Below are 22,379 nucleotides of genomic sequence, written 5' to 3' on the forward strand. Positions count from 1 at the left end.
AAGCATAACTTCTACTCTCCCTTTCTCACATATTCCCGCGGATCAGGTCCGTTGCCTTCTCGCCGACCATGATCGCGGCGGCATTGGTGTTCGAGCCGATCAGGCTGGGGAAGGTCGAGCTGTCACAGATGCGGATCCGATCGAGGCCCCGCACCCGCAGTTGGGGATCGACCACGGCCATGGCATCGATGCCCATCTTGCAGGTGCCGCTGGGGTGATAGGAGGTCCTGCCATAGCGGCGCGCATAGTCCGCGAACTGGGCGTTGGTCCTGACATCGTCGCCGGGCAGGTGCAGGCGCTTGATGAATTTCTGAAGGGAAGGCCTGGCGAAGATCTCCCGGCTGATCCGCACCCCCTCGGCGGACACGCGGACATCGTCCGGCTCTGCCAGGAAATTCGGGTCGACGATCGGATTGACGGCAGGATCGGAGGAAGCCAGCCGGACCGATCCGCGACTTTTCGGGCGAAGGGTGTAGGAGTTCAGCGTAATGCCCGATCCGGAGGGAACCGTGGGCACGCCCGCTTCGGCGCCCGCGCCGGCCAGGAAATGGAATTGCAGGTCCGGTATCGCGGCATCGGCATCGCCATACCAGAAGGCGCCGCCCTCGACGACGTTGGAGGTGACCGGTCCGGATTTGAAGAGCAGGTACTGGAGCCCCGCCCATAGCATCCAATGCCACTTGTTGTACTTGTCGAGGCTGGTCGGCCCCTTCAGTTCCGCCACGATGTCGACGCCGAAATGGTCGTTGAGGTTCTCGCCCACGCCGGGCAAATCCTCGACCACCTCGATCCCCAATTTCCTCAGATGATCGGCGGGGCCGACCCCCGAAAGCATCATGATCTTCGGCGATCCGATCGCCCCGGAGGTGACGAGGACCTCGCTCTCCGCTCTCGCGATGACGAGCTGGCCATTCCTGACGAATTCGACGCCGATGGCGCGCCCCTTCGCGAACAGGATGCGCCGGACGAGGCAGCCGGTCTCGACGGTGAGATTGGATCGTTTCGCCGCCGGCCTGAGATAGCCGACGGCCGCCGAGCAGCGCCGCCCGTTGCGGATGGTCGTCTGGTAGATCCCCGCGCCTTCCTGTGCCCTGCCATTGAAGTCCGGATTATAGGGCATGCCGAACTCCTGGCAGGCCTGGACGAAAGCGCGCGACATCGGCTGTGGATCGGGCAGGTTCGAGACGCCCAGCGGCCCGTCCGCCCCATGCATGTCGCCGGACAGAATGGTGTTGCCTTCGGAGCGGATGAAATAGGGCAGCACCTCCTTGAAGGACCAGCCGGCCGCCCCCTCCTCGCCCGCCCAGCGGTCGAAGTCGGCGGCGTGGCCCCGTGTGTAGATCTCCGCATTGATCGAGGAGCCGCCGCCAATCACCTTGGCCTGGGCATAGGGGATCTCCCGGTCGCAGGCATGGCGCTGCGGTGCCGTCTTGAGCCCCCAGGTCAGCGGCCCCGCCGTCATCTTGGCGAAGCCGACCGGCATGTGGATGTAGGGGTTGCTGTCGCGGCCGCCGGCCTCCAGCAACAGCACGCGCACGGCCGGGTTCTCGCTGAGGCGCGCGGCGAGCACACAGCCCGCCGACCCGCCGCCGACGATCACATAATCGTAGCCATCTTCCTTCATCAGCGCACCCAAGGCTCGCGCTTGCCAATCTCGATATGGACGGACTTGATCTGGGTATACTCCTCGATGCCGTAGGAGCCAGCCTCGCGTCCCCAGCCCGACTGCTTGAAGCCGCCGAGCGGAAGCTCCGGGCCGCCAGCCAGCGTGGTGTTGACCCAGAAGCGGCCGGCACGAACGCGGCGGGTCACGTTCAAGGCCTTGTCGATGTTCTTGGTCCACACGCTCGCGGCCAGGCCGTAGACGGTGTCATTGGCCATGGCGATCGCTTCGTCCTCGCTGTCGAAGGGCATGACCGCAAGCACCGGGCCGAAAATCTCGTTGCGGGCGATCGCCATCGAACCGGTGACGTCCCCGAACAGAGTGGGCGCGATATACTGCCCGCGACCGAAGTCGAGCGCGCTACCGCCGCAGACCAGGCGCGCGCCTTCCTCCTTACCCTTGGCGATGTAACCCAGAATGGTCTCGTTCTGGGCCGTGGTGGTGATGGCGCCGATCTGGGTGGTCGGATCGAGCGGATCGCCGACCTTGACCTTGGCCAGCTTGGCGGCGACCAGCTTCTCGAACTCCGCCGCCACCGAGCGTTCGACGATCAGGCGGCTGCCGCTCACGCAGCACTGGCCGGTGTTGAAGCCGATACCGAACGCCACGCCATCGGCAGCATCCTCCAAATCCGCGTCCGCGAAGACGATCTGCGGATTCTTGCCCCCGAGTTCCAGCCCGAGCTTCTTGAAATTGCTGCCGGCTGCCTCGACGCAGCGCCGACCCACGGAAGTCGAGCCGGTGAAGGACACCATGTCGATATCCAGATGTTCGGTCATGGCCTGGCCGATGACGCTGCCCGAACCGGTGACGACATTGTAGCAGCCGTCGGGCAGCCCCGCTTCCGACAGGATCTCTGCCAGCATGAGGGTGGTGGCCGACGTCACCTCGGAGGGCTTTGCGACGATGGTGCAGCCGGCCGCAAGGATGTAGGGCACCCTTTCGCAGAGGATCAGGAAGGGGAAGTTCCACGGCGTGATCAGGCCGACCACGCCGATCGGCTCCCGGGTGACCAGGCCGAACATGCCGTCGCCCAGATTGTTGAAAGCATCGCCATGCAGCGTCCTGGCGAGGCCGGCGGCATATTCGAACATGCCGGCGCAGCCATCCACTTCCGCCCGCGCCTGGCTGATGGGCTTGCCGTTCTCCAGGGTTTCCCAATAGGCCAGTTCCACGGCACGGCTGCGCAGGATCTGGGCGGCGCGCAGGAGCACGTTCGCCCGCTCCACGGCCGGGATCCTCGACCAGCGCCCGTCCTCGAAAGCGCGCCGCGCTGCCTTGACGGCAAGGTCCAGATCCTCCCTGGTGCATTTTGGAATGCGCGTCACCGGCACGTCGTGGCCCGGGCTGCGGCGTTCAAAATAGGCCCGCTCCCCCGCCTCCATCCGCTTGCCATCGACAAAAAAGCCGAACGTCCTGGGACTGTCGGGAAGCGACTGTCTACCGACGACCTGGTCCATGTCCTGAATCCTTTTATTCCATGAGCAATTGTGTCAACGCGCCCGGGGCGCATGTGATTCCGCTGCCTCGGCGGTGCCTGAAGCGGTCATACCGTCGTGTCGATCTGCGTTTTCAGAACGGCCGGCCGGTCCTGGATCGTCTCGAAGGCCATTTGAATCGCGCTCAGCGGCACGACCGAGCCGATGAAGGCGTCCACCCGGAAGCGCCCGTGTTTGAGCAGCGTCAGGGCGTCGTGTATGTCCTGGCCGATGCCGGCGACTGAGCCCTTGACCGAGTTTTCCCGCAGGACCGTTTCGAGCAAGGGAAGCGGCACGCTGTCATCAGGGCCGGTGATGCCGAAGGCGGCAACATGGCCGCCGGGACGGATGAGCCTGAAAGCCTCGGCGTAGAGTGCGGGGGCGCCGACGCTTTCGATCACCACGTCCGCTCCCCGCCCTTCCGTCGCCTCGGCGACGAGCCTGCGAGCGTCCTTGGGGTCGGTGATGACGAGATCGGCGCCGGCCTTCTTCGCGAGTTCCGCACGAGGTTGCGACGGCTCCACCGCGATGATCGGCGCGGCGCCGACGAGGCGCATCATCTGGATGTGGAGGTTGCCGATCGGCCCGGCGCCGAGCACGACGACCGACATGCCGAAACCGATGGCGGATTTGCGCGCTGCCCGCACGACACAGGCAACCGGCTCCGTCAGAGCCAGCAGCTCGGGCTTCGCCTCGGTGGGCGCCGGAATGACCAGGCGAGCGGGGACCGCGACGAACTCGGCAAAGCCGCCATCGCGATGGATGCCGATCTGGCTGACAGCCTGGCAGTTGAGGACCTCGCCGTGGCGGCAGAAGTAGCAATGCCCGCAGCCGATATTGACGTCCGCGACGACGCGCTGCCCGACCTGCAGGCCCTCGACCCTGTCCCCCACGCGGCTCACCGTGCCGGTGAACTCATGCCCGGGAATGAAAGGCAGGGTGTCGGCGGCATAGTGACCCTTGAAGATGTGGATGTCGGTGCCGCAGATGCCGCAGCGATCCACCTTGATGAGAGCGTCATCCGGGCCGATCGGGGGGATGGGCACCTCCCGGACTTCGAATGCCCCGGGGTGGGTGAGCACTGCAGCTCGCATCATGTCCATGTCGCCAACCCCTCGCTTATTTCACGATCCGCATCTTCGAGCGGTCGATGGTGAGGGCGATCGCAACGATCAGCACGATGCCGAAGAAGATCTGCTGCCCCGTGGCGGGGATGTTGAGATAGAGCATGCTGGCGCGTACGACCGCGACGATCATCGCGCCGATGAGCGTGTTGACGACGCCGCCGACGCCGCCGGTGAGCGGGGTGCCACCGACAAGCACCGCGACGATGGCCGGCAGGAGGAAGCCCTCCGCCAGGGTCGGTGAGCCGCCCGAAAGCTTGACCGAGAACATCAGCCCCGCGATCGCCGCGAACAGGCCGGAAAGGGCGAAGGCCAGGACCTTGTAGCGCTCGACCCGGATGCCCGATGCCACGGCCGCAAGTTCGCCGGCGCCCACGGCCTTCAGGGTACGCCCGGCGGTCGTCCGGCTTTGAATGAACCAGGCGATCGCAAGCAGCCCCAGGGACACGACCAGTTCGTGGGGTATCCCGGCGGTTCTGCCGAACATCCATCCGAACGCCTGGTCCCTCGCTGCCACATCCATGTGCAGGGCGCGCTGGCCCGACGCGAACTGACCGACGGAAAGGGCAAGGCCGCCGACCGCCAGAGTGGCGATGAAGGAGGGCACCTTGAGCCTCGTCGTCACCAGTCCGGAGACAGCGCCGAACAGCAGGCCGACCAGCGCGATCAGGAGGGCGCTGAAGACGCCGAGATAGGGCAGCGACAAAGTGGCGAGCACCGTCGTCATGTTCGCTACCGATTGGGCCGAAAGATCGATGCCGCCGATATAGATGGCGAGCGTCATGCCGAGCGCCATGATGAACAGCGGCGCAATGTCGGCGCCGAGTTCCATCAGGTTCTGCGGCCTGAGGAAGGTGGGGTCCATGATGCCGACAAGCAGGATCAGCACGAGAAGCGTGATCCAGGGGAAATGGCGCTTGAGCTGGTGGAGATTCATCACCCTGGCGCTCACGTCATGTGATGAAGCAGGTCGTAGAGGGAGGGCTTTGCGCCTGGCTGACAATTGAACCATTTTTGGATCTCGCCATCCTTGACAACGGCTATGGTGTGGCTGAGGCCGATGGCCTCTTCGAGCGTGTCGGCGATGAGCACGATGCCCACCCCATCGGCCGACATTTCCCGGATCATTTCGTAGACGTCCTCCTTGGCACCGATGTCGAGGCCGCGCGTGGGATGGTCGAGGAGGATGATGTTCGAGCCGCCGCTGCGCCATTTGGCGAGCACGACCTTCTGCTGGTTGCCGCCCGAGAGGTTTCCGCAATCGGCGTTCTCCGAGGAGGCCTTGATCGACAGGCGCTTGATCCAGTCGCGCGCGAGCTTGCGCTCGGAGCCGATGTCGAGAACGCCGGCCCTGGCATAGTTCCCGAGCTGCGAGAGCGTCATGTTCTCGAAGACGTTCATGCCGCCCACGATGCCTTCGATCTTGCGCTCCCTGGGGACATAGCCGATGCCGCGGGCGACACCCTGCGAAGGACCGAAGTCGTTCACCGGACTGCCATGGAGCGCCAAGGTGCCCGATTGCATGCGCTCCAGGCCGAAGATCGTGCGCAGGATCGCCTCGCTGCCGCACCCTTCGACCCCGACGAGCGCCAGCACTTCGCCGGCATGCAGTTTGACGGAAATGTCCTTGTAGTGGCCGGGCAGGCTGATCCGGTCCGCCTGCAACAGCAGCTTCTGGACATCGTAGGGGCGCTGCTTTTCTTCGCGGTAATATTCCTGGTTGATGTCGCGCCCGACCATCCGCTGCTGGATGGCTTCGGCCTTGGCCTCGGCGCCTTTGACGACATCGACCACCGCACCATCCTTGAGCACATAGATGCGGTCGGACAGTTCGATGACCTCGTCGAGGCGATGCGAGACGAAGATGAAGGAGGCGCGCTTGCGCAGGTCGCGCACCAGGCCGAACAGCAGCCCGATCTCCTCCTTCGAAAGCACCGATGTCGGCTCATCGAGGAGGATCACGAGATGGCCATGCACGCGCTCCTCGAGCGTCAGCACCTTCGCCAATTCGACGAGTTGGCGCTGGGCAAAGGAGAGCTTGGCAGTGACCGTCCTGGGATCGATCTGCAGCTTGACCTTCTTGAGCTGTTCGCCGGCTGCCTTCGCCATGCGCTTCCAGTCGATCTTGCCGAAGCGGGCGAACTGCTTCTCGAAGCCGAGGAAGATGTTCTCCATCACGCTCAGGTTGGGAATGAGCGACTGTTCCTGGAAGACCATGCCGACGCCGCGATCCATCGCTTCACGCGGGTTCTGGAAGCGGACGGCCTTGCCGTCGACGAGCACCTCTCCGCCGTCATGCTGGACGGCGCCATAGATCACCTTCATCAGCGTCGACTTGCCGGCGCCGTTCTCGCCGACGAGCCCGATGATCTCGCCGCGGTCGATCTGGAAATTGATACCCTTCAGGGCATGGACGCCGGGGAAGCGTTTTTCGACGTTTCGAAGTTCGAACATGGCGCGCCTATTTCACGAAGGCCAGCGATCGACGATCGGTGGACAGATAGACTGCTGTGATGACCAGAAGGCCGAGGACGCCGTCCTGGACATAGCTCGGCAGGCCGACCACCACCATGCCGTTGCCGATGACGTTGACGATCAGCACGCCGACCAGCGTGTTCCAGACACCGCCGGCGCCGCCCCAGAGCGCCGTGCCGCCGACGACGACCGAGGTGATCGAGACGAACATGAAGTTGCGGCCGGTCACGGTCTCGGCGATGCCGATCTGGGCCACGGCGAGAATGGCGCCGAGGGCATAGAAGACGCCGGCGATCATGAAGCAGATGACCCGTACCCTGGAGACATTGAGGCCCGAGGCATGGGCCAGGTCCTCGCCGCCGCCGACGGCATAGAAATTCCGCCCAATGGTCGTCTGCGTCTGGATGAACCAGCCGGCGATGACCGCCGCAAGCGCCACATAGGCCATGAGCGGAAAGCCACCGAGCCGGTAGGTGAGCAGCGAGCGAAAAAGCGGATCCTCGACCAGGATACGGTCGCCGCCGGTGATCAGCAGCGAAAGACCGATGCCGACGAAGCCCATCGAGAGGCTGGCCATGAAGGAGGGAATCTTGAGGCGGACATGGACCAGGCCGGTCACCGCGCCGAAGATCGCGCCGACCGCCATGGCGCCCGGGATCGCCAGCCAGCCCCAGCCGGCAAGGGAGCCGCCCAAGGCTCCGAACAGCGTGGCAAAGAGCACCGCACACACCGCGACCGAGCCTTCCATCGACAGGTCGATCGAGCCCATCAGGATGACGAATGTCACGCCCACCGCGACCATCAGCGCCGGCGTCGACGAGATCGCGATGCGCGCAAAATTGCGCACCGACAGGAAGTTGGGATTGACGACCGAGAAGAACAACACCAGCGCCAGGAGCACCAGGACGGGCGCCCATTTCTGAATATTGTCCTTGGTGAGCAGGCTATCCATGTCGCGCTCTTGCGTCAGAGGGAACGGGATGCAGGCGCACGCCCTTTCCCATAGCGTTTTGCGATTTGGTGGAAGCACCAGGAAACACAAAGACGCGTCGAAACAGGGAACCAGAGCAAACAAGCGTTCACGCTTGAACGCGCTTTGCTCTGGAGGGCGGCGTGCGACCGATGCGGAAGGAAGGGATCAGGACTTGTACTGGATCTGTCCCTTGCTCGGGCCCCAGAAGTCCTTCCAGTCATATTTGGGATTGCTGTCGAGATATTTGGCCTTGAATTCCTGGGCGTCCTTGGGCGTGACCAGGATCGTCGGCCCGTAGAACTCGCGGTGTTCCTTGGGTTCGCTCGAGGGCTTGAAGGCCCCTGTCGCCGCGTAATAGGCAAGCGCCGCGCTGATGCCGCCGCCCCAATAAGGGTTGGTAAAGACGGTCGCCAGGATCTGGCCCTTGGCGACGAGTTCGACAGCCTGCTGGTTGCCGTCATAGGAGACGACGGGCATTCCCTCGATACCCTCGGCGCGCAGTGCCTCGAGCACGCCATAGGCGATCGTGTCATTGGCGCAGTGAACACCCTTGATCTCGTCGCCATAGCGCGTGATGAAGCCGGCCATGACCTGGTTGGCCTTCTGGGTATCCCAATCGGCCGGCTGCGCGTCGAGCAGTTGCACGTCGGGATAGTCCTTGAGGGCCTTCTTGAGTCCGTTGAGGCGCTCGATGGCAGGATTGTTGGAGGCGATCCCGCCCAGGTGAACCACGCCGCCCTTCTTGCCCATGGCGTCCAGGAGGATGCGGGCCGTCTGCTCGGCCGGTCCCTCGTCCGACCAGGTCATGTGGGAGACGTAATGGTCGCCGAAGTCCCAGGGATGCAGATCGTCCGTCTTGTTCCAGATCGTGGAGACATAAGCGCCGGCGGCGGCGACGGCCTCCACCACGGGACGGCAGTTCGGCGCATCGTTCGCATCGATCGCCAGCGCGACGTTACTGCCATTCTTGCCGAGTAGCGCCTTGACGTCCGCCAGCGACTTTTCGCTGGAGCCTTCGTTGATGAGATTGACCAAGGCGGTCTTGGGCAGCCCCAGGCTCTCGACGAAGGCTTCGCCGCCCGAGACGATGTAGTTCCAGTAGGGATTGGTCCTGTCGCGATAGCTCCAGGCTATCGTCGGATTGGCCGTCGCCGCTCGTGCGGGCCCCGATCCCAGCGCACCGAGCGCCACCAGGCCTCCCAGGCCATAGGCCGATGCCAGCAGCAGATTGCGGCGATTGACCGTCTCCTGCTCGATGAATTTCTTGATGAACGACATGCCTTCCTCCCCTGCGGACCCGTGCATCGCACCGCGTTTTTGAGCGTCACCGGACGCTGCCGCATTTTCGATATTGCACTATCTAGTTACTTCGTTATCGATGGCCTGTCAACGCCGCTGGATGCACGGAGCTGGCCTCGGATCGTTGCAGCAGGGGAGTGCGGGAAAGTGCATACGGCACTGGCGCCGCGCCAAAGTAACCAGTAAGTTACCAAAATTCTTGAGCGAATCCGGCTAGCAGCGGACAAAGTGCAACTGGAAAGAGATCACGGACGGCAGCGCGTCAGGCAACGCCAATGAGGTAGGAATGCTCACCAAGTCCCCCAAGCGCCCTCGGATCAGAGACGCGGAAGCCACCCAGGCAAGAATCCTGGCCGCAGCGAAGAAGGAATTTGCGAAGAACGGACTTGGCGGCGCGAGGGTCGATATCATTGCCGAACGCGCCAAGGCCAACAAGCGCATGATCTATCACTACTTCAACAGCAAGGAAGATCTGTTTCAGCGCGTTCTGGAAGACGCCTATTCCGACATACGGACGGCCGAGCAAAAACTCGACCTGGAGCGCCTCCCACCCAAGGAAGCGCTTGAACGTCTGGTGCGCTTTACCTGGACCTATTACCTGAAGAACCCGGAATTCTTGACGCTCGTCAACAGCGCCAATCTCCACAAGGCGAAGCACATCAAGAAATCCGAGGTCGTTCGCCAGGTGAGCACGCGCTTTGTCGACATGGTCGGGAACCTGCTCGACCGCGGCGTCGAGACCGGCGAATTCCGATCGGGCATCGACCCTGTACAGCTGAATATAACGATCGCGGCAATCGGATATTACTATTTTACGAACCGCTATACCGGGTCGATCGTCTTTCAGCGCGACCTTATGACCCCCGAAGCACTGGAAGAACGGATCCGTTTCAATGTCGATACCATCATGCGACTTGTAGAAGCCTGACGCATGAACGGGTCAACGCGAACCGAGGTGTCGCGGGCAGGGATGAATCGCATCGTCCTTGCCGAAAATCAGCGGCTGTCGCCGAAGACGTGAGCCGCCTCCGCATCGAACCGCAGCCATACCGCATCGCCGCGGCTGAGGCCGGCAATAGCCTCGTGGCCGAACGGCAGCCTTACGGACAGTTCGTTTCCCTTGCCTGTCCTCGTCACCACATGAATGTTGTTGCCCAAAAAGGTGATGTCGCTGACCGTGACGGGCACCCCCTTGTCCGACGACGCTTTCGACAAGAACAAGCGTTCCGGCCGCAGCATGACCGAAGCCTTGCTGCCGGAGACCGAGCCATGCATGGGCACATCGGGCACCGTCATCGTGTCGCAGATCGAGATGCTGGCACGGCCGGGGGCTGACGAGAGAATCTCGCAGGGCAGGAAATTGCTGTCGCCGATGAATTCGGCCACGAAACGCGTCGCCGGATTGGCATAGAGTTCCGGCCCGGTTCCGATCTGGTCGATCACCCCCTTGGAGAAGACCGCGATGCGATCGGACAGGCGCAGCGCCTCTTCCTGGTCGTGCGTCACATAGAGGATGGTCACACCTGTCTGCTGATGGATGCGGCGGATCTCGTACTGGATCTCCTCGCGAAGCTTCTTGTCGAGCGCGGACAAGGGCTCGTCCATCAACAGCACCGGAGGGTCATAGGCCAATGCCCTGGCGAGAGCCACGCGCTGCTGCTGGCCGCCCGACATGTTGGCCGGCTTGCGGTCCTCATACCCCTCCAGCCGGACGAGCCGCAGCATCTGCCTGACCTTGGCATCGACCTCGGCCTTGGGTTTGCGCCGGACCCTGAGGGGAAAGGCGATGTTCTCGCCGACGGACAGATGCGGAAACAAGGTATAACGCTGGAAAACCATGCCGATATTGCGCTGGTGCGAGGGGGTGGACAGCAACGTCGCCCCGTTCAGCTTGATATCGCCCGCCGTCGGGTTGTCGAAGCCGGCCAGGATATAGAGCGTCGTGCTCTTGCCCGAACCGGAGGGGCCGAGAAAGGTCAGGAATTCGCCTTTCTCGACATCGAGGTTGACGTTCTGGACCGCGACGACGGTGCCGTATTCCTTGCGGATGCCTTGGATTTGCAGGAAGGGCTGCGTCATGATTTCAATCCTTTACGCACGAGAGCGACCAGCGTCATCAGGACCAGGGTCAGCAGGATCAACAGCGTCGAGGCTGCTGCAACCACCGGCGTCAGATCCTGGCGCAAGGTCGCCCAGACCTTGACCGGCAAGGTCTGCAGGGTGGGGCTTGCCATGAAGATCGCCACCACCACCTCGTCCCACGAGGTCAGGAAGGAGAAGATCGCGGCGGAAAACAGGCCGTGGCTGATCGAGGGCAGCGTGATCCTGATCTTGGCCTCGAGCGGCGATGCCCCGCACAGCACGGCCGCATCCTCGATCGACTTGTCAAAGCCCTCGAGGGCGCTGCTGATCGAGAGGATGGAGAAGGGCAGCGCCAGGACCAGATGGGAGGCGACGAATCCGGTCATGGTGCCGTTCAGCCCGATCTTCAAGAAGAAGGCGTAGAGGCCGACGGCCAGCACCACCACCGGCAGGATCATCGGCGTCAGGAACAGGGCCTTCAGCCCTTCACGGAACCAGAACCGGCCGCGCACCAGGCCGAAGGAGGTGACGAGCCCCAGCAGGACGGAAAGCACCGTCACGATCACCGCGATCTTGAAGCTGGTCCAGGCCGACTGCAGCCAGCGCGGATCGGCGAACAGATCCGAATACCATTTCAGCGTCCAGCCCGGCGGCGGGAAGATCAGCCATTGCGACGAGCCGAATGACAGGGCCGCGATGAACAGGATCGGCAGCAGCAGGAAGGCAGCGGTCAGGGCCGTGATGGCGAGCAGGACGAATTTCCACCAGCCCAGGCGTTCGAAGTTCAGCAGCATGCTAGCGCCCTCCCAGGCTATGGTCGCGGAAGAAGCGCAGCTGCACGGCGTAAAGCGAGAGCGTGACGACGAGGAGGACCAGCGCTGCGGCGCCCCCCATGCCCCAATTGACCAGGGACTGCACGAACTGGGCGATGAGTTCGGCCAGCATCATGTTGGCGGTACCGCCGAGCAAGGCCGGGGTGACGAAATAGCCGAGCGACATCACGAAGACCATGAGCGCGCCGGCGACCATGCCCGGCACCGCCAGAGGCAGGAGAATGCGCGTCAGCGATTGCCAGCGCGTGGCGCCGCACAGGGCAGCGGCCTGGAGGATCGCCGGATCGATCTTCCGGATCACCCCATAGAGCGGCAGCACGATGAAAGGCAGCATGATGTAGACCATGCCGATCGTCACGCCGACGAGATTGTTGACCAGCGCCAGCGGCTTGTCGATCAGCCCGATGCTCATGAGCAGCTTGTTGATCACGCCGGTGCGCTGCAGCAGCACCATCCAGGCATAGGTACGGGCGAGCAGGTTCGTCCACATCGACAGCAAGAGGATCGCAAAGACGATGGCGGCGAGCTTCCTGGGCATGATCGCCAGCGCCCAGGCGACGGGAAAGCCGATGGCCAGCGAAACCACCGTCACCACCGCCGACACCAGGAAAGTGTTGAAGAAGATCCGCAGATAGGTGGAGGAACCCAGCAGTTCGGCATAATTGCCGAAGCCCGGCACGGGTTCCAGGACGCTTCGCAGCAGCAGCAGGGCCACCGGCACGACGAAGAAGAGGGCGACGAAGGCCAGGGCCGGCATGATCCAGGCCAGGCCCGTCGGCCTGGTCGGGCGCGAAACAGGCTGTACCGCGGCGCCGGCTATTATCTGCTGGGACATGGCAATCCTTTCCGCATGGGACATATCGGGAAGCCCGAACAGTCCGTCGTTCCGGCTCCCGTCCGGGCCATCCTTGCATCATTCGATGTTGCTGCCGGGCAGGAACGGGTGGGAGGGAGCACTCCCTCCCCTTGCACGCTGCTCCGCTTTACTTTGCCTGCCAGTTTACTTTGCCTGCCAGGCGTACCAGCGTTCGCCGATCGCATCGCGGTTGGCAGCCCAATAGGTCATGTCGGCGTTGACCTGGCTCGCCTTCTGCTGATCGGGCAGGGTCTTGACCGTCTCCGCATCCATGAGCTTGGCGGAACCGAGGTTGATCGGCGCATAGCCCGTCGTAGCAGCCATGTCCGCCTGGGCCTGGGCCGAGGTGGCGAAGGCGATGAACTGCATGGCGGCATCCTTGTTCTTCGTGCCCTTGGGCACGACGAGCGAGTCCGCCGCCGTGATGTTCTGTTCCCAGGATGTCTCGACCTTGACGCCGGTCTTGGCGAGCGCCGTCATACGGCCATTCCAGACGCTGCCGAACGGGGCTTCCGCCGAAGCGATCAACTGCTGCGACTGCGCCCCGCCCGACCACCAGATGATGTCGGCCTTGATGGTGTCGAGCTTCTTGAAGGCGCGGTCGAGATCCAGCGGGTAGAGCTTGTCCGCCGGCACGCCGTCAGCCAGCAACGCGGCTTCGATCACGCCGGGCGCCGACCATTTGTAGAAGGTCCGCTTGCCCGGGAATTTGGCGGTGTCGAACAGATCCGCCCAGGTCTTCGGGCAGGCCGCGACCGCATCGGCGTTACAGCCGATCACGAAGGAATAATAGAAGCTGCCGACCGAATAGTCGGTCACGAAGCGCGGATCGAGCTTGGATTTGTCGATGACGCCGAAGTCGAGCTTTTCCAGAAGGCCTTTAGGGCCGGCCTGCGCGGCGTAGTCACCTTCCACGTCGACCACGTCCCAGGTGACATTGCCGGCCTCGACCATGGCCTTGATCTTGCCGTAGTCTGTCGGCCCATCCTGTACGACATTGACGCCGGCCTTCGCCGTGAACTTGTCCGCCCATGCTTCCTTCTGGGCGTCCTGGGTGGTTCCACCCCAGCTCGAGAAGACCAGGTCCGCTGCGACTGCAGGTGACGCCATGATCAGCAATGCCGCACAGGCGGCCAGTATCGATGTCGATTTCATGTTCCCACGCTCCGGTTGTCAAAGCTCTTGTCTGGATGTGTCATGTGAACGGTGCCCCTCCGACGGAGAGAAAGCGGCCGGCTTCATGATCTTGTTTTCGGCAGTTTCTATGAGGTCGCGGATCTTCGGCAGGAAGGCCTGCCAGCGCGGATCGGAGGCGAGCGAGGCCCGGCGCCGTTCCCTGTCGTCGAGGCTCGCATAGGCCCAGATATGCATGATTTCGTTGATCGGACCGATCTCCGAGAAGAAGTAGCCGACCAGATGCCCCAGATGCTCCTTCTGGATCGCGATGCCCTCGTCCTCGACGACCTTGAGGTAGGCTGGCACCGTGCCGTTCCTGAGCCTGTATGTGCGGACCTCGTAAAACATGGCGTCACCGCATCACGAAGGGATCGGGGATCGGGTCGTCCGAGGTCCTGAGCCAGACCGTCTTCGTCCGGGTGTAATCAAGCGCCGCGGCGAGGCCGCCCTCGCGGCCATGGCCGGAAAGCCCGAAGCCACCGAAAGGCGCGATCGGCGAGACGGCGCGGTAGGTGTTGACCCAGACGACACCGGCGCGGATGCCCTTCATCAGGCGATGGGCGCGCGTCAGGTTCTGGGTGAACACCCCCGACGCCAAGCCATAGACGGTGTCATTGGCCAGACGCAGGGCTTCCTCCTCCGTGTCGAAGGAGACGACGGATAGAACCGGCCCGAAGAATTCCTCGGCCAGCGACGGCGAATCCACGCCGTCGCAGTCGAGAATGGTCGGGGGATAGTAGAACCCCTCCCCGACAGGCACCCGGCCGCCGGTGACGACCCTGGCACCCGCTGCGGACGAGCGCTCGACCAGCGCGTCGATATGCTGGCGCTGACGCGCCGTAGCGAGCGGCCCGACCTCGGTCGCCATGTCGAGCGGACTGCCGATGCGCACGGCTTCGGCCTTGCGCTTGAGAAGCGCGAGAAAGCGGTCCTTGACGCTTGCCTCGACGATCAGGCGCGAGCCGGCGACGCAGGACTGGCCGGTTGCCGCGAAGATCCCCGCGACCTGGGCATTGGCGGCGCTTTCGAGATCGGCATCGGCGAACACGATGAAGGGCGACTTACCGCCCAGTTCCAGCGAGGTGGAGGCCAGGTTCTCGGCGGAATTGCGCACGACATGGCGCGCCGTCTCCGGCCCTCCGGTGAAGGCCACATGGGCGATCCTGGGATGCCGGCCGAGCGCAGCGCCACAGGAGGGGCCAAAACCGGTGATGATGTTGACGACGCCCGGCGGAAAACCGGCTTCATGCACCAGCCGGGCGAATTCGAGGAGCGGCGCCGGCCCGTCCTCCGAGGCCTTCAGCACCAGGGTGCAGCCGGCGGCGAGCGCAGGACCGAGCTTGACGGCCGACAGGAAGAGCTGGCTGTTCCAGGGCACGACCATGGCGACCACGCCAACCGGCTCCCGGCGCAGCCAGACTTCCATGTCCGGCTTGTCGATCGGCAAATAGGAGCCCTCGATCTTGTCGGCGATGCCGGCATAATAGCGGTAATATTCCGCCACATAGGCGATCTGGGCCGATGTCTCGCGGATGATCTTGCCGGTGTCGCGGGTCTCGAGTTCGGCCAGCCTGGCTGCATTGGCGGCAACGAGATCCGCCAGCTTGTAAAGCAGCTTTCCACGCTGGGTGGCCGTCAGCTTCGACCAGGGGCCGTCATAGAGCGCCTTGTGTGCGCTCTCGACCGCTCTGTCGACGTCAGCCTCACGCGCCTCGGGCATCTGGGCCCAGGCCTTGCCGGTTGCCGGATCCACGCTGTCGAAGGAAGCCTCGCCGTCGCAAAAGGCCCCATCGATGTAGAGCTGGAAGCGCTGCATCGCATCAATCCTTGAAGGCAGGCATGACGTCGGCGATGAAGCGTTCGAGCGAGGCCTTCTTGCGCTCGAAACTCACGCCGGTGTCGATCCAGAACGAATATTCGTCATAGCCCAGCGCCTCGTAGTGCTTGAGGCGGGCAATGACCTCGTCGACCGTGCCAAGCGCGAGATTGGCCCGCATGACCTCCGGCGAGAGTGTGGCATTTGCCGCGATTTCCTCTTCGCTCAGCCGCTGGATCAGCCCCTGATGGATCGGCCGCTCGTTCTTGAACCAGGCGAAGAAGTAGTTGTAGTAGACGCTCAATTCCCGGGTCGCCTGCGCCACGTCAGCCGCATCCGCGCCGACATAGGTGTGAAGCAAGAGCATGATCTTGGGCCTGGGAACCTCGGGCGCCTTCGAGCAGGCCGCCTCGAAACGCTCCATCAGGCTCTCGATCTCCCGATCGCCATTCCAGAGCGGGGTGACCTGCACATTGCAGCCATTGACGACCGCAAACTCATGGCTGTTGGGATCGCGGGCGGCGACCCAGATCGGCACCGGATCCTGCAGCGGCCTGGGCGCGGAGGTCGTGGCCGGGAATTTCCAGAACTCGCCGTCATGGGCGTAGTCCCCTGCCCACACCCCCCGGACGGCGGGGATGAGCTCGCGCATGCGCTGGCCGGCCTGCCAGGCATCGAGACCCGGCAGGAGACGCTCATATTCGAAGGAGTAGGCGCCGCGGGCGATGCCCACGTCCAGACGCCCGTCGCTGATCAGGTCCGCCATCGCGGCTTCGCCGGCCAGCTTGATCGGGTGCCAGAAGGGCGCGATCACCGTACCGGTGCCGAGGCGGACTTTGCTGGTACGCCGCGCCAGGTCGGCGATGGTGACGAAGGGGTTCGGCGCGATGGTGAAGTCCATGCCGTGATGCTCGCCGGTCCAGATGGCGTGCATGCCCCCCTTGTCGGCGATTTCGCACAGCGCCACGAACTCGTCGTAGAGCTGCTTGTGGGACTGGCCGGCATCGAGCCTCTCCATGTGCACGAATAGCGAGAACTTCATGGACGGGGTCCCTTCGTAGAAATGGAATGCACCCTGCCGGCCGTCTCGCTCCCAAAATAGACGCCGAAATTGCCGATGGAGCTTTCCAGGGCAAAGCGCGCGAGAATGTCGGCGGTGGATTGATCTTTGACCTCACCGGCACGGACCGCGTCCGGCCGGATGAACCGACCGACCCTCGGTTCCCCCTCGCCCGCGAAGGCACGGTAGACGATGTGCTGGAAGCCCGAACCCTTGTCCTCATAGACCGAGTAGAGAAAGCCGATGGTGACGGACAGTCCCGTGAGTTCCTCCAGGTAGCGCGCCAGCACATCGGTGGGATTGCCATCACCGCCGCGACAGGCCGGAAGGGTCATCGGGCCCTCGCCGAGCAGCAGCACCTCCCCCTCGCGCTCGAGGACCGCACCGAACTCGATATTGCCCTCGGCCGCCGCCGATACCGCCCTGGCGGAAAGATTGGGCGTGAAATACCCGCCCCGCGCATAACCCAGGCCATTCAGGCCGGAATTGTCGAAGACCAGAACCCGGCCGACCAGGATGACATGGTCCCCGGCATCGACCACCTCATGCATCGCGCATTCGAACCAGGCCGATACGCCGGAAAGGATCGGGCAACCCTGGGCGCCAGGACGCCAATCCACAGCCGCGAAGCGGTCCTCGACCGGCCGCGCGAAAGTGTTGGAAACATCCTTCTGCGTCTCGGACAGGATGTTGATGGCAAAGGCGCCGGCCTCCGTCATCGCCGCATAGTTGCGTGAACTCTTGGCGAGGCAGACGAGCAGGAGGGGCGGATCAAGCGACACGGAGGTGAAGGAATTGGCCGTGAAACCGATCGGCTTGTCCGCCGCATCGCGCGTCGTCACCACGGTCACGCCGGTAGCGAAGGCACCGAAGGCGTCACGAAGGGCTTTGGGATCGAGGTTTGGTGCGCTCATGCCGGCTTCTCCTTTGCCACCAGCCATTCCGCCAGGACGGCGTTGACCGCTTCGGGCGCCGTCAGATTGACCATGTGCCGGTGGCCCTCGATGATGCGAGCCCACCCCTTCGGAGCGGCGGCAGCCATCGCCCGCGCCATCTCCGGCGTGGAATTGGGATCGCCCGATCCGGTCAGGAACAGCGCGGGACAAGCCACCTCCGGCCAGCAGTCGGCATAGGTTTCGTCGCCACCGGCAAAGGCTGTATAGGCAACAGCATACCCCTCCGGATCGACCTGTTCGAGCCAGGCTCGGGTCAGTTCGCGGGCGCGGCGATTGTTCGGCTCGTCGTCGAACCAGCGCGCCAGCGGGCCTTCCTTGTCGACGCCCTCCGCGCGGATGGCCTCGGCCCGGGCCAGCACAGCCGCCTTCGCCTGCGGATCCCGACGGTAGACGCCATTCAGATAGGCGACGCGGGCAACCCGCCTAGGAAAGCTCGCAACGGCGCCACCCGAGATCATCGCGCCCATGGAATGGCCTGCAATGCTGGTGCGCCCCAGGTTCAAATCATCAAGAAACCGGCCGAGCCAGGCGACGAAATCCGTGACGGTGCTTCCCACCGGCAGCCTGTCACTCCCGCCATGTCCCGGCATGTCCACGGCGATGACACGATGCGTCTTCGAGAACCGTTCGATCTGAGGGGCCCAGGCTTCCAGGCGCATGCCGACCCCGTGAATGAGGAGCAGCGCATCGCCCTCACCCGCCTCGAAATAGGCCGCTCCCCGTGCGCTTTTCTGGCGCGGAAACGTCCCGGCGGCTGCCAGGTCGGTATCGCTGGATGGCGTTGCGGGTTCGGTCTGCATGGCAGCGCCCGCCTGCTCAGACGCCGGCCGGATTGGCGACATCCTGCCCGAGATCCTTCAGATCCTGGTAGCGATCGCCGATGCGGTGATGGGGACGCCCGCCAACGGAGGCGCCCAAGGCCACGACGATTTCGTCGGCGGCGGGGGCATCCGCGATCGCAGCCTGGATCGTCAAATAATGGGAACGCCGCCCCTCGTCGTTCTTGTCCATCAGCGGGATCGTGATGGGAGCGTTGGCCGGGCCACGCGTGTTGCAGAAGGCGAGATAGGATTTGGCGCCGACCGCCTGGCGATAGTGGTTGCCGAAGCGCAGCGTGTGGATCAGGGCCGAGGCATGCTCGATCTCGCCGTCCAGCCCAACGACGGCGGACTTGCCGTAGCCTTCCACCGCCTCGCCGGAGCCGACCGCATCGAGGATCATCTTGGTCAGCAATTCGCCCAGGACAGGCGCGACGGCGTGGATCTCGGGCTTCAGATCGTCGACGAAGCCCCTGCCTGCCCAGGGGTTCTTCACCACGGCGATGGCCGCAAAGAGCTTCAGAGGCCGGGGAGCAGCCTTCCCTCCTTCGATCAACGTCGTCTCGACCTGAAGCAATGTCTTGCGGATCTGGATGGCCATGGAAATATCCTCATACGGTCATTGCATCTTATGGTATACCATAAGATCACGTGTCAATGCCTTGCCCGGATGATTTTTTGCGGCTACACCAAGACATGAGCAAGAACGCCGACAATCTCGCCGCCCTCAGAATCGAGAATCCGCCCGCGACATTGCGTGAAATCGCTCTGGAGAGGATGAGGCGGGCGATCATCAACGGCCTCTTCGAGCCGGAGGAGCGTCTCGTCGAGCGCACCCTGTGCGATCAGCTCGGCGTTTCCCGATCCGTCATTCGCGAGGTCATTCGTCACCTGGAAGCCGAGGGTCTGGTGACGATGCTTCTCAACAAGGGGCCGATCGTGGCGCGGCTCGATTGGGACGATGCCCGCCAGATCTATGCCATCCGGGCCGCGGTTGAATCGACGGCCGTTGCCGACTGTGCCCGCCTTGCCGATGCCGACGTGAAGAGGCGGCTGAGGAAAGCGCTGGACAATCTCGACCGCACGTCGCGGCAACGCTCCCCGGCCGCGATCATCGACGCGACGACCGAGCTCTACAAGATCATCTTCGAGGCTGGCGGGCACAAGATCGCCTGGGACATCGTCAGCCGCCTGAACAGCCGTATCTCCAGACTGCGCGTGATGACGCTGTCGACCGCCAACCGCATGGTCACCGGCCCAGCGCAGATACGCGAGATTTTCGACGCCATCGAGAAGAACGATCCGGACGCCGCAGCAGCAGCCTGTCGGCGGCACATTTCGGCCGCCGCTGCGATTGCCGAGGTGGTTCTGGGCGACATGCAGGCCAGGGCGTAAAGCCGGGCACCTGCTCAATCACGTCGGCATAGACCGTATTGTGGGGCAGGTCGTAATCGCAGGTGAACCCTTCTGTGGCCGCCGACGGCTCGAGCCCGCCGGTCATATAGAGGTTCTTGGTCTTGAGGCCGTACCACAGACGCTTCCGGCAGCGGCGTTACGCAGAGCCTTGCCAAGGGAGGCGCGAAAAAAGGCATCACCATCAACGCCTTCTGCCTCGGCACCATCGAAACGGATATGTAGGCCTATAACGACACGGCCTGGGGCAAACTGCTCGGCGACCACAAGCCCGGCGGGTTGATGGCCGAATGGCTCCGCAACATCCCAATGGCCAATGCCGGCAATGGCGAGGACGTCGCCGGCCTGGTCTCGTTGCTGACCAACGACGCGCCGGCTGCATCACCGGCCAGACCGTCAATGCCGATGGCGGAGCTTGTTATGGCGTGAAGCAGTCAGGCACTCCCGGTGGTCGATGCCGACCACCGGGTATGGACCGCGACGATCGACCGTCGGACGGCCTTTCCCCTCGTCAGGCCAGGTGATGAACCGGCGGGATGCCGAACACCGGCGTGGGTATTCCCTCCAGGCGCGCCTTCAGCTGCAAGGCGAGATATTGGGAGTAGTGGCGGGACTGGTGCAGGTTCCCGCCATGGAACCAGAGCCCATCCTGCCGGGTGGGCTTCCACATGTTGCGTGGCTCGCCCTCCCAAGGGCCGGGATCCTTGGTGGTACCGGAGCCGAGCCCCCAGACCTTGCCCACCCGATCCGCCACCTCCTGCGAAATCAACCTGGCGGCCCAGCCGTTCATCGAACCATAGCCGGTGGCGTAGACGATGAGATCGGCCGGCAGTTCGGTGCCATCGCTGAGCACCACGCCGTTCCGGGTGATTTCGCGGACCCCGACGCCGCTTTTCAGCTTGATATCCCCGTTCGCGATCAGGTCGGAAGCACCGACATCGATGTAGTAGCCCGAACCGCGCCGCATATATTTGAGAAACAGGCCGGATTCGTCGTCGCCGAAGTCGAGCAGGAAGCCTGCCTTTTCGAGCCTCCCCAAGAGATCGGCATCCGCAGCCTTGATGGATGCCGTCACCGGCTTGAGAAGCTCCGGCATGAGCCTGTACGGCACTGAGGCATTCAGCAAATCGGCCTTGTCGGTATCGATGCCCCGCTCGAGGGCGTCCTCCGAATAGAGCCGGCTGGTGCCGAACCGGAAGAGCGCGTCCGAGGTGGCGACATGCGTCGAGGTACGCTGCACCATGGTGACGTCGGCGCCCTTCTCCCATAGATCGGCGCAAATATCGTGGGCTGAGTTGTTCGAGCCGATGACGACGCATTTCTTGCCGCTATAGGCGTCGCTGCTCTTGTAGCGGCTGGAGTGGCATTGCTCGCCCGCAAAAAGATCCATGCCGGCGAAGGCGGGCTCATTGGGAATGCCGGACATGCCGGTCGCGAGAATGAGGTGCCTGGGCGTGAGCGTCACCGGCTTGCCCTCGCGGATGACCTCCACGGTCCATTGCCCTCGCGCGGCATCGAAGGAAGCCTTGCGGCAGGGTGAGGAACTCCAGACATTGAGCTCCATGACCCTGGCATAGGCTTCGAGCCAGTCCGCCATCTTGTCCTTGGGCGTGTAAACGGGCCAGTCATCAGGGAAAGGCAGATAGGGCATGTGGTCGTACCAGACCGGGTCATGCAGGCAGAGGGACTTGTAGCGCTTGCGCCATGCATCGCCCGGCCTTTCATGGGCCTCGACGATGAGTGTGGGCACGCCGAGGCGCTTCAGCCGGGCTCCGAGCGCCAGGCCGCCCTGCCCCGCCCCGACGATCAGGCAATAGGGCTGGGTCTCGGAGCCGAGGGAAGCCTCCTCCTCCTGCCGTCGCTCCAGCCAGGTCTGTCGATCGCGGTGAATGCCATGCTGGGCCCCCATGACCCGCCGGCGCCCCTTCTTTTCCTCGAAGCCCTTCAGCTCTTCCATCGAAGTCAGCAGCGTCCAGCAAAGATCGCCCTTGAGGCGGACATAGCCGCGACAGCGCGCCTCGCTGGTTTCGAACGTGAAAAATCCTTCGATGACGCCGTCGGTTTCCGATACTTCGTCCTGCACGGTAAAGGCGCTGGGCCGGGTGCGTGCCAAGGTCGCGTCGATCAGGTCACCGACGCCTTCCCTGCCCTCGGCGGTGTGCAGGTTCCAGGTGAACGCCAGCAGATCGCGCCAATAGCAATCCTCGGCGAACAAAGCGAGGAGCGCAGATCTGTCGGCAGCCGCCGCGGCGAGAGCAAAGCGATCCAGCCACCTCGAAAGCTGGCCCTTTGCATCCGGTCTACTCATGACATTTCATCCCTATGGTTTTTCAAATCGCGCCTCATTGTGATGCGGG

At 63.6% G+C, this 22,379-nt stretch carries 20 protein-coding genes and 1 pseudogene; 3 read left to right on the plus strand and 18 right to left on the minus strand.

Going from position 1 to position 22,379, the window contains the following annotated elements; all coding sequences use genetic code 11:
- Positions 1-25: 25 nt before the first annotated feature.
- From ACTJKX_RS08270 to ACTJKX_RS08300, 7 genes are all read right to left on the minus strand, one after another.
- Positions 26-1,624 (minus strand): GMC family oxidoreductase, encoded by a 1,599-nt coding sequence (locus ACTJKX_RS08270; protein WP_440724955.1) that lies wholly within the window; start codon positions 1,622-1,624, stop codon positions 26-28.
- Entirely contained in the window at positions 1,624-3,123 is a 1,500-nt protein-coding gene (locus ACTJKX_RS08275; protein ID WP_440724956.1) for an aldehyde dehydrogenase family protein, read from the minus strand. Before ACTJKX_RS08275 ends, ACTJKX_RS08270 begins: the two co-directional genes overlap by 1 nt.
- 86 nt (positions 3,124-3,209) lie before the next feature.
- Positions 3,210-4,244: a zinc-dependent alcohol dehydrogenase gene (locus ACTJKX_RS08280; RefSeq protein ID WP_440724957.1), complete on the minus strand. Its 1,035-nt coding sequence runs from the start codon at positions 4,242-4,244 to the stop codon at positions 3,210-3,212.
- Between the two features lie 16 nt (positions 4,245-4,260).
- Positions 4,261-5,202: an ABC transporter permease gene (locus tag ACTJKX_RS08285; RefSeq protein WP_149249472.1), complete on the minus strand. Its 942-nt coding sequence runs from the start codon at positions 5,200-5,202 to the stop codon at positions 4,261-4,263.
- Between the two features lie 11 nt (positions 5,203-5,213).
- The gene (locus ACTJKX_RS08290) at positions 5,214-6,719 is read right to left on the minus strand and encodes a sugar ABC transporter ATP-binding protein (protein WP_394311314.1); all 1,506 of its coding nucleotides are present in this window, start codon (positions 6,717-6,719) and stop codon (positions 5,214-5,216) included.
- Between the two features lie 7 nt (positions 6,720-6,726).
- Positions 6,727-7,692 carry an ABC transporter permease gene (locus ACTJKX_RS08295; protein WP_149249470.1) on the minus strand — a complete coding sequence of 322 codons (966 nt, stop codon included), beginning with the start codon at positions 7,690-7,692 and terminating at the stop codon, positions 6,727-6,729.
- Between the two features lie 186 nt (positions 7,693-7,878).
- Entirely contained in the window at positions 7,879-8,991 is a 1,113-nt protein-coding gene (locus ACTJKX_RS08300; RefSeq protein ID WP_394311316.1) for a sugar ABC transporter substrate-binding protein, read from the minus strand.
- 307 nt (positions 8,992-9,298) lie between these two features.
- Between ACTJKX_RS08300 and ACTJKX_RS08305 the strand changes: the two genes are divergently transcribed.
- On the plus strand, positions 9,299-9,940 hold the full coding sequence (locus ACTJKX_RS08305; RefSeq protein ID WP_367624614.1) for a TetR/AcrR family transcriptional regulator: 642 nt from the start codon (positions 9,299-9,301) through the stop codon (positions 9,938-9,940).
- Positions 9,941-10,008: 68 nt separating this feature from the next.
- Here ACTJKX_RS08305 and ACTJKX_RS08310 read toward each other — a convergent pair whose 3' ends face one another.
- The 10 genes from ACTJKX_RS08310 to ACTJKX_RS08355 all read right to left on the minus strand — a co-directional run bounded on the left by ACTJKX_RS08310 (position 10,009) and on the right by ACTJKX_RS08355 (position 19,210).
- Positions 10,009-11,091: an ABC transporter ATP-binding protein gene (locus ACTJKX_RS08310; protein WP_440724958.1), complete on the minus strand. Its 1,083-nt coding sequence runs from the start codon at positions 11,089-11,091 to the stop codon at positions 10,009-10,011.
- A complete protein-coding gene (locus tag ACTJKX_RS08315; RefSeq protein WP_440724959.1) occupies positions 11,088-11,888 on the minus strand; it encodes an ABC transporter permease in 801 nt (266 codons plus the stop codon). Before ACTJKX_RS08315 ends, ACTJKX_RS08310 begins: the two co-directional genes overlap by 4 nt.
- Before the next feature lies 1 nt (position 11,889).
- Entirely contained in the window at positions 11,890-12,762 is an 873-nt protein-coding gene (locus tag ACTJKX_RS08320; protein WP_311936515.1) for an ABC transporter permease, read from the minus strand.
- Between the two features lie 165 nt (positions 12,763-12,927).
- Complete coding sequence (locus ACTJKX_RS08325) at positions 12,928-13,938, minus strand: ABC transporter substrate-binding protein (RefSeq protein WP_394311323.1); 1,011 nt, start codon at positions 13,936-13,938, stop codon at positions 12,928-12,930.
- Positions 13,939-13,956: 18 nt separating this feature from the next.
- Complete coding sequence (locus tag ACTJKX_RS08330; RefSeq protein ID WP_440724960.1) at positions 13,957-14,307, minus strand: NIPSNAP family protein; 351 nt, start codon at positions 14,305-14,307, stop codon at positions 13,957-13,959.
- 4 nt (positions 14,308-14,311) lie between these two features.
- Positions 14,312-15,775 carry an aldehyde dehydrogenase gene (locus tag ACTJKX_RS08335; RefSeq protein WP_440724961.1) on the minus strand — a complete coding sequence of 488 codons (1,464 nt, stop codon included), beginning with the start codon at positions 15,773-15,775 and terminating at the stop codon, positions 14,312-14,314.
- Positions 15,776-15,779: 4 nt separating this feature from the next.
- A complete protein-coding gene (locus tag ACTJKX_RS08340) occupies positions 15,780-16,817 on the minus strand; it encodes an LLM class flavin-dependent oxidoreductase (RefSeq protein ID WP_440724962.1) in 1,038 nt (345 codons plus the stop codon).
- Positions 16,814-17,749: a flavin reductase family protein gene (locus tag ACTJKX_RS08345; RefSeq protein ID WP_311936530.1), complete on the minus strand. Its 936-nt coding sequence runs from the start codon at positions 17,747-17,749 to the stop codon at positions 16,814-16,816. Before ACTJKX_RS08345 ends, ACTJKX_RS08340 begins: the two co-directional genes overlap by 4 nt.
- The gene (locus ACTJKX_RS08350) at positions 17,746-18,591 is read right to left on the minus strand and encodes an alpha/beta fold hydrolase (RefSeq protein ID WP_440724963.1); all 846 of its coding nucleotides are present in this window, start codon (positions 18,589-18,591) and stop codon (positions 17,746-17,748) included. The genes ACTJKX_RS08345 and ACTJKX_RS08350 overlap by 4 nt, the downstream gene beginning before the upstream one ends.
- A 16-nt stretch (positions 18,592-18,607) precedes the next feature.
- On the minus strand, positions 18,608-19,210 hold the full coding sequence (locus tag ACTJKX_RS08355) for an amino acid synthesis family protein (protein WP_440724964.1): 603 nt from the start codon (positions 19,208-19,210) through the stop codon (positions 18,608-18,610).
- 95 nt (positions 19,211-19,305) lie between these two features.
- Here ACTJKX_RS08355 and ACTJKX_RS08360 point away from each other — a divergent pair, with 95 nt between their 5' ends.
- Positions 19,306-20,004, plus strand: coding sequence for a GntR family transcriptional regulator (locus tag ACTJKX_RS08360; RefSeq protein WP_311936539.1), 699 nt, complete (start codon positions 19,306-19,308; stop codon positions 20,002-20,004).
- 153 nt (positions 20,005-20,157) lie between these two features.
- Positions 20,158-20,435 (plus strand): annotated as a pseudogene (locus ACTJKX_RS08365) (SDR family oxidoreductase); the annotation flags it as partial.
- Positions 20,436-20,533: 98 nt separating this feature from the next.
- Here the strand turns inward: ACTJKX_RS08365 and ACTJKX_RS08370 are convergent.
- Positions 20,534-22,330, minus strand: coding sequence for a flavin-containing monooxygenase (locus ACTJKX_RS08370; protein WP_440724965.1), 1,797 nt, complete (start codon positions 22,328-22,330; stop codon positions 20,534-20,536).
- Positions 22,331-22,379: the final 49 nt, after the last annotated feature.

Origin of the sequence: Labrys sp. 22185 (genome assembly GCF_052045555.1) — a bacterium.
Lineage (GTDB): Bacteria > Pseudomonadota > Alphaproteobacteria > Rhizobiales > Labraceae > Labrys > Labrys neptuniae.

Coding starts and splice junctions, on each gene's coding strand:
- ACTJKX_RS08270 (WP_440724955.1), bottom strand. CDS start 1,624: ATGAAGGAAGATGGCTACGATTATGTGATCGTCGGCGGCGGGTCGGCG.
- ACTJKX_RS08275 (WP_440724956.1), bottom strand. CDS start 3,123: ATGGACCAGGTCGTCGGTAGACAGTCGCTTCCCGACAGTCCCAGGACG.
- ACTJKX_RS08280 (WP_440724957.1), bottom strand. CDS start 4,244: ATGGACATGATGCGAGCTGCAGTGCTCACCCACCCCGGGGCATTCGAA.
- ACTJKX_RS08285 (WP_149249472.1), bottom strand. CDS start 5,202: ATGAATCTCCACCAGCTCAAGCGCCATTTCCCCTGGATCACGCTTCTC.
- ACTJKX_RS08290 (WP_394311314.1), bottom strand. CDS start 6,719: ATGTTCGAACTTCGAAACGTCGAAAAACGCTTCCCCGGCGTCCATGCC.
- ACTJKX_RS08295 (WP_149249470.1), bottom strand. CDS start 7,692: ATGGATAGCCTGCTCACCAAGGACAATATTCAGAAATGGGCGCCCGTC.
- ACTJKX_RS08300 (WP_394311316.1), bottom strand. CDS start 8,991: ATGTCGTTCATCAAGAAATTCATCGAGCAGGAGACGGTCAATCGCCGC.
- ACTJKX_RS08305 (WP_367624614.1), top strand. CDS start 9,299: ATGCTCACCAAGTCCCCCAAGCGCCCTCGGATCAGAGACGCGGAAGCC.
- ACTJKX_RS08310 (WP_440724958.1), bottom strand. CDS start 11,091: ATGACGCAGCCCTTCCTGCAAATCCAAGGCATCCGCAAGGAATACGGC.
- ACTJKX_RS08315 (WP_440724959.1), bottom strand. CDS start 11,888: ATGCTGCTGAACTTCGAACGCCTGGGCTGGTGGAAATTCGTCCTGCTC.
- ACTJKX_RS08320 (WP_311936515.1), bottom strand. CDS start 12,762: ATGTCCCAGCAGATAATAGCCGGCGCCGCGGTACAGCCTGTTTCGCGC.
- ACTJKX_RS08325 (WP_394311323.1), bottom strand. CDS start 13,938: ATGAAATCGACATCGATACTGGCCGCCTGTGCGGCATTGCTGATCATG.
- ACTJKX_RS08330 (WP_440724960.1), bottom strand. CDS start 14,307: ATGTTTTACGAGGTCCGCACATACAGGCTCAGGAACGGCACGGTGCCA.
- ACTJKX_RS08335 (WP_440724961.1), bottom strand. CDS start 15,775: ATGCAGCGCTTCCAGCTCTACATCGATGGGGCCTTTTGCGACGGCGAG.
- ACTJKX_RS08340 (WP_440724962.1), bottom strand. CDS start 16,817: ATGAAGTTCTCGCTATTCGTGCACATGGAGAGGCTCGATGCCGGCCAG.
- ACTJKX_RS08345 (WP_311936530.1), bottom strand. CDS start 17,749: ATGAGCGCACCAAACCTCGATCCCAAAGCCCTTCGTGACGCCTTCGGT.
- ACTJKX_RS08350 (WP_440724963.1), bottom strand. CDS start 18,591: ATGCAGACCGAACCCGCAACGCCATCCAGCGATACCGACCTGGCAGCC.
- ACTJKX_RS08355 (WP_440724964.1), bottom strand. CDS start 19,210: ATGGCCATCCAGATCCGCAAGACATTGCTTCAGGTCGAGACGACGTTG.
- ACTJKX_RS08360 (WP_311936539.1), top strand. CDS start 19,306: ATGAGCAAGAACGCCGACAATCTCGCCGCCCTCAGAATCGAGAATCCG.
- ACTJKX_RS08370 (WP_440724965.1), bottom strand. CDS start 22,330: ATGAGTAGACCGGATGCAAAGGGCCAGCTTTCGAGGTGGCTGGATCGC.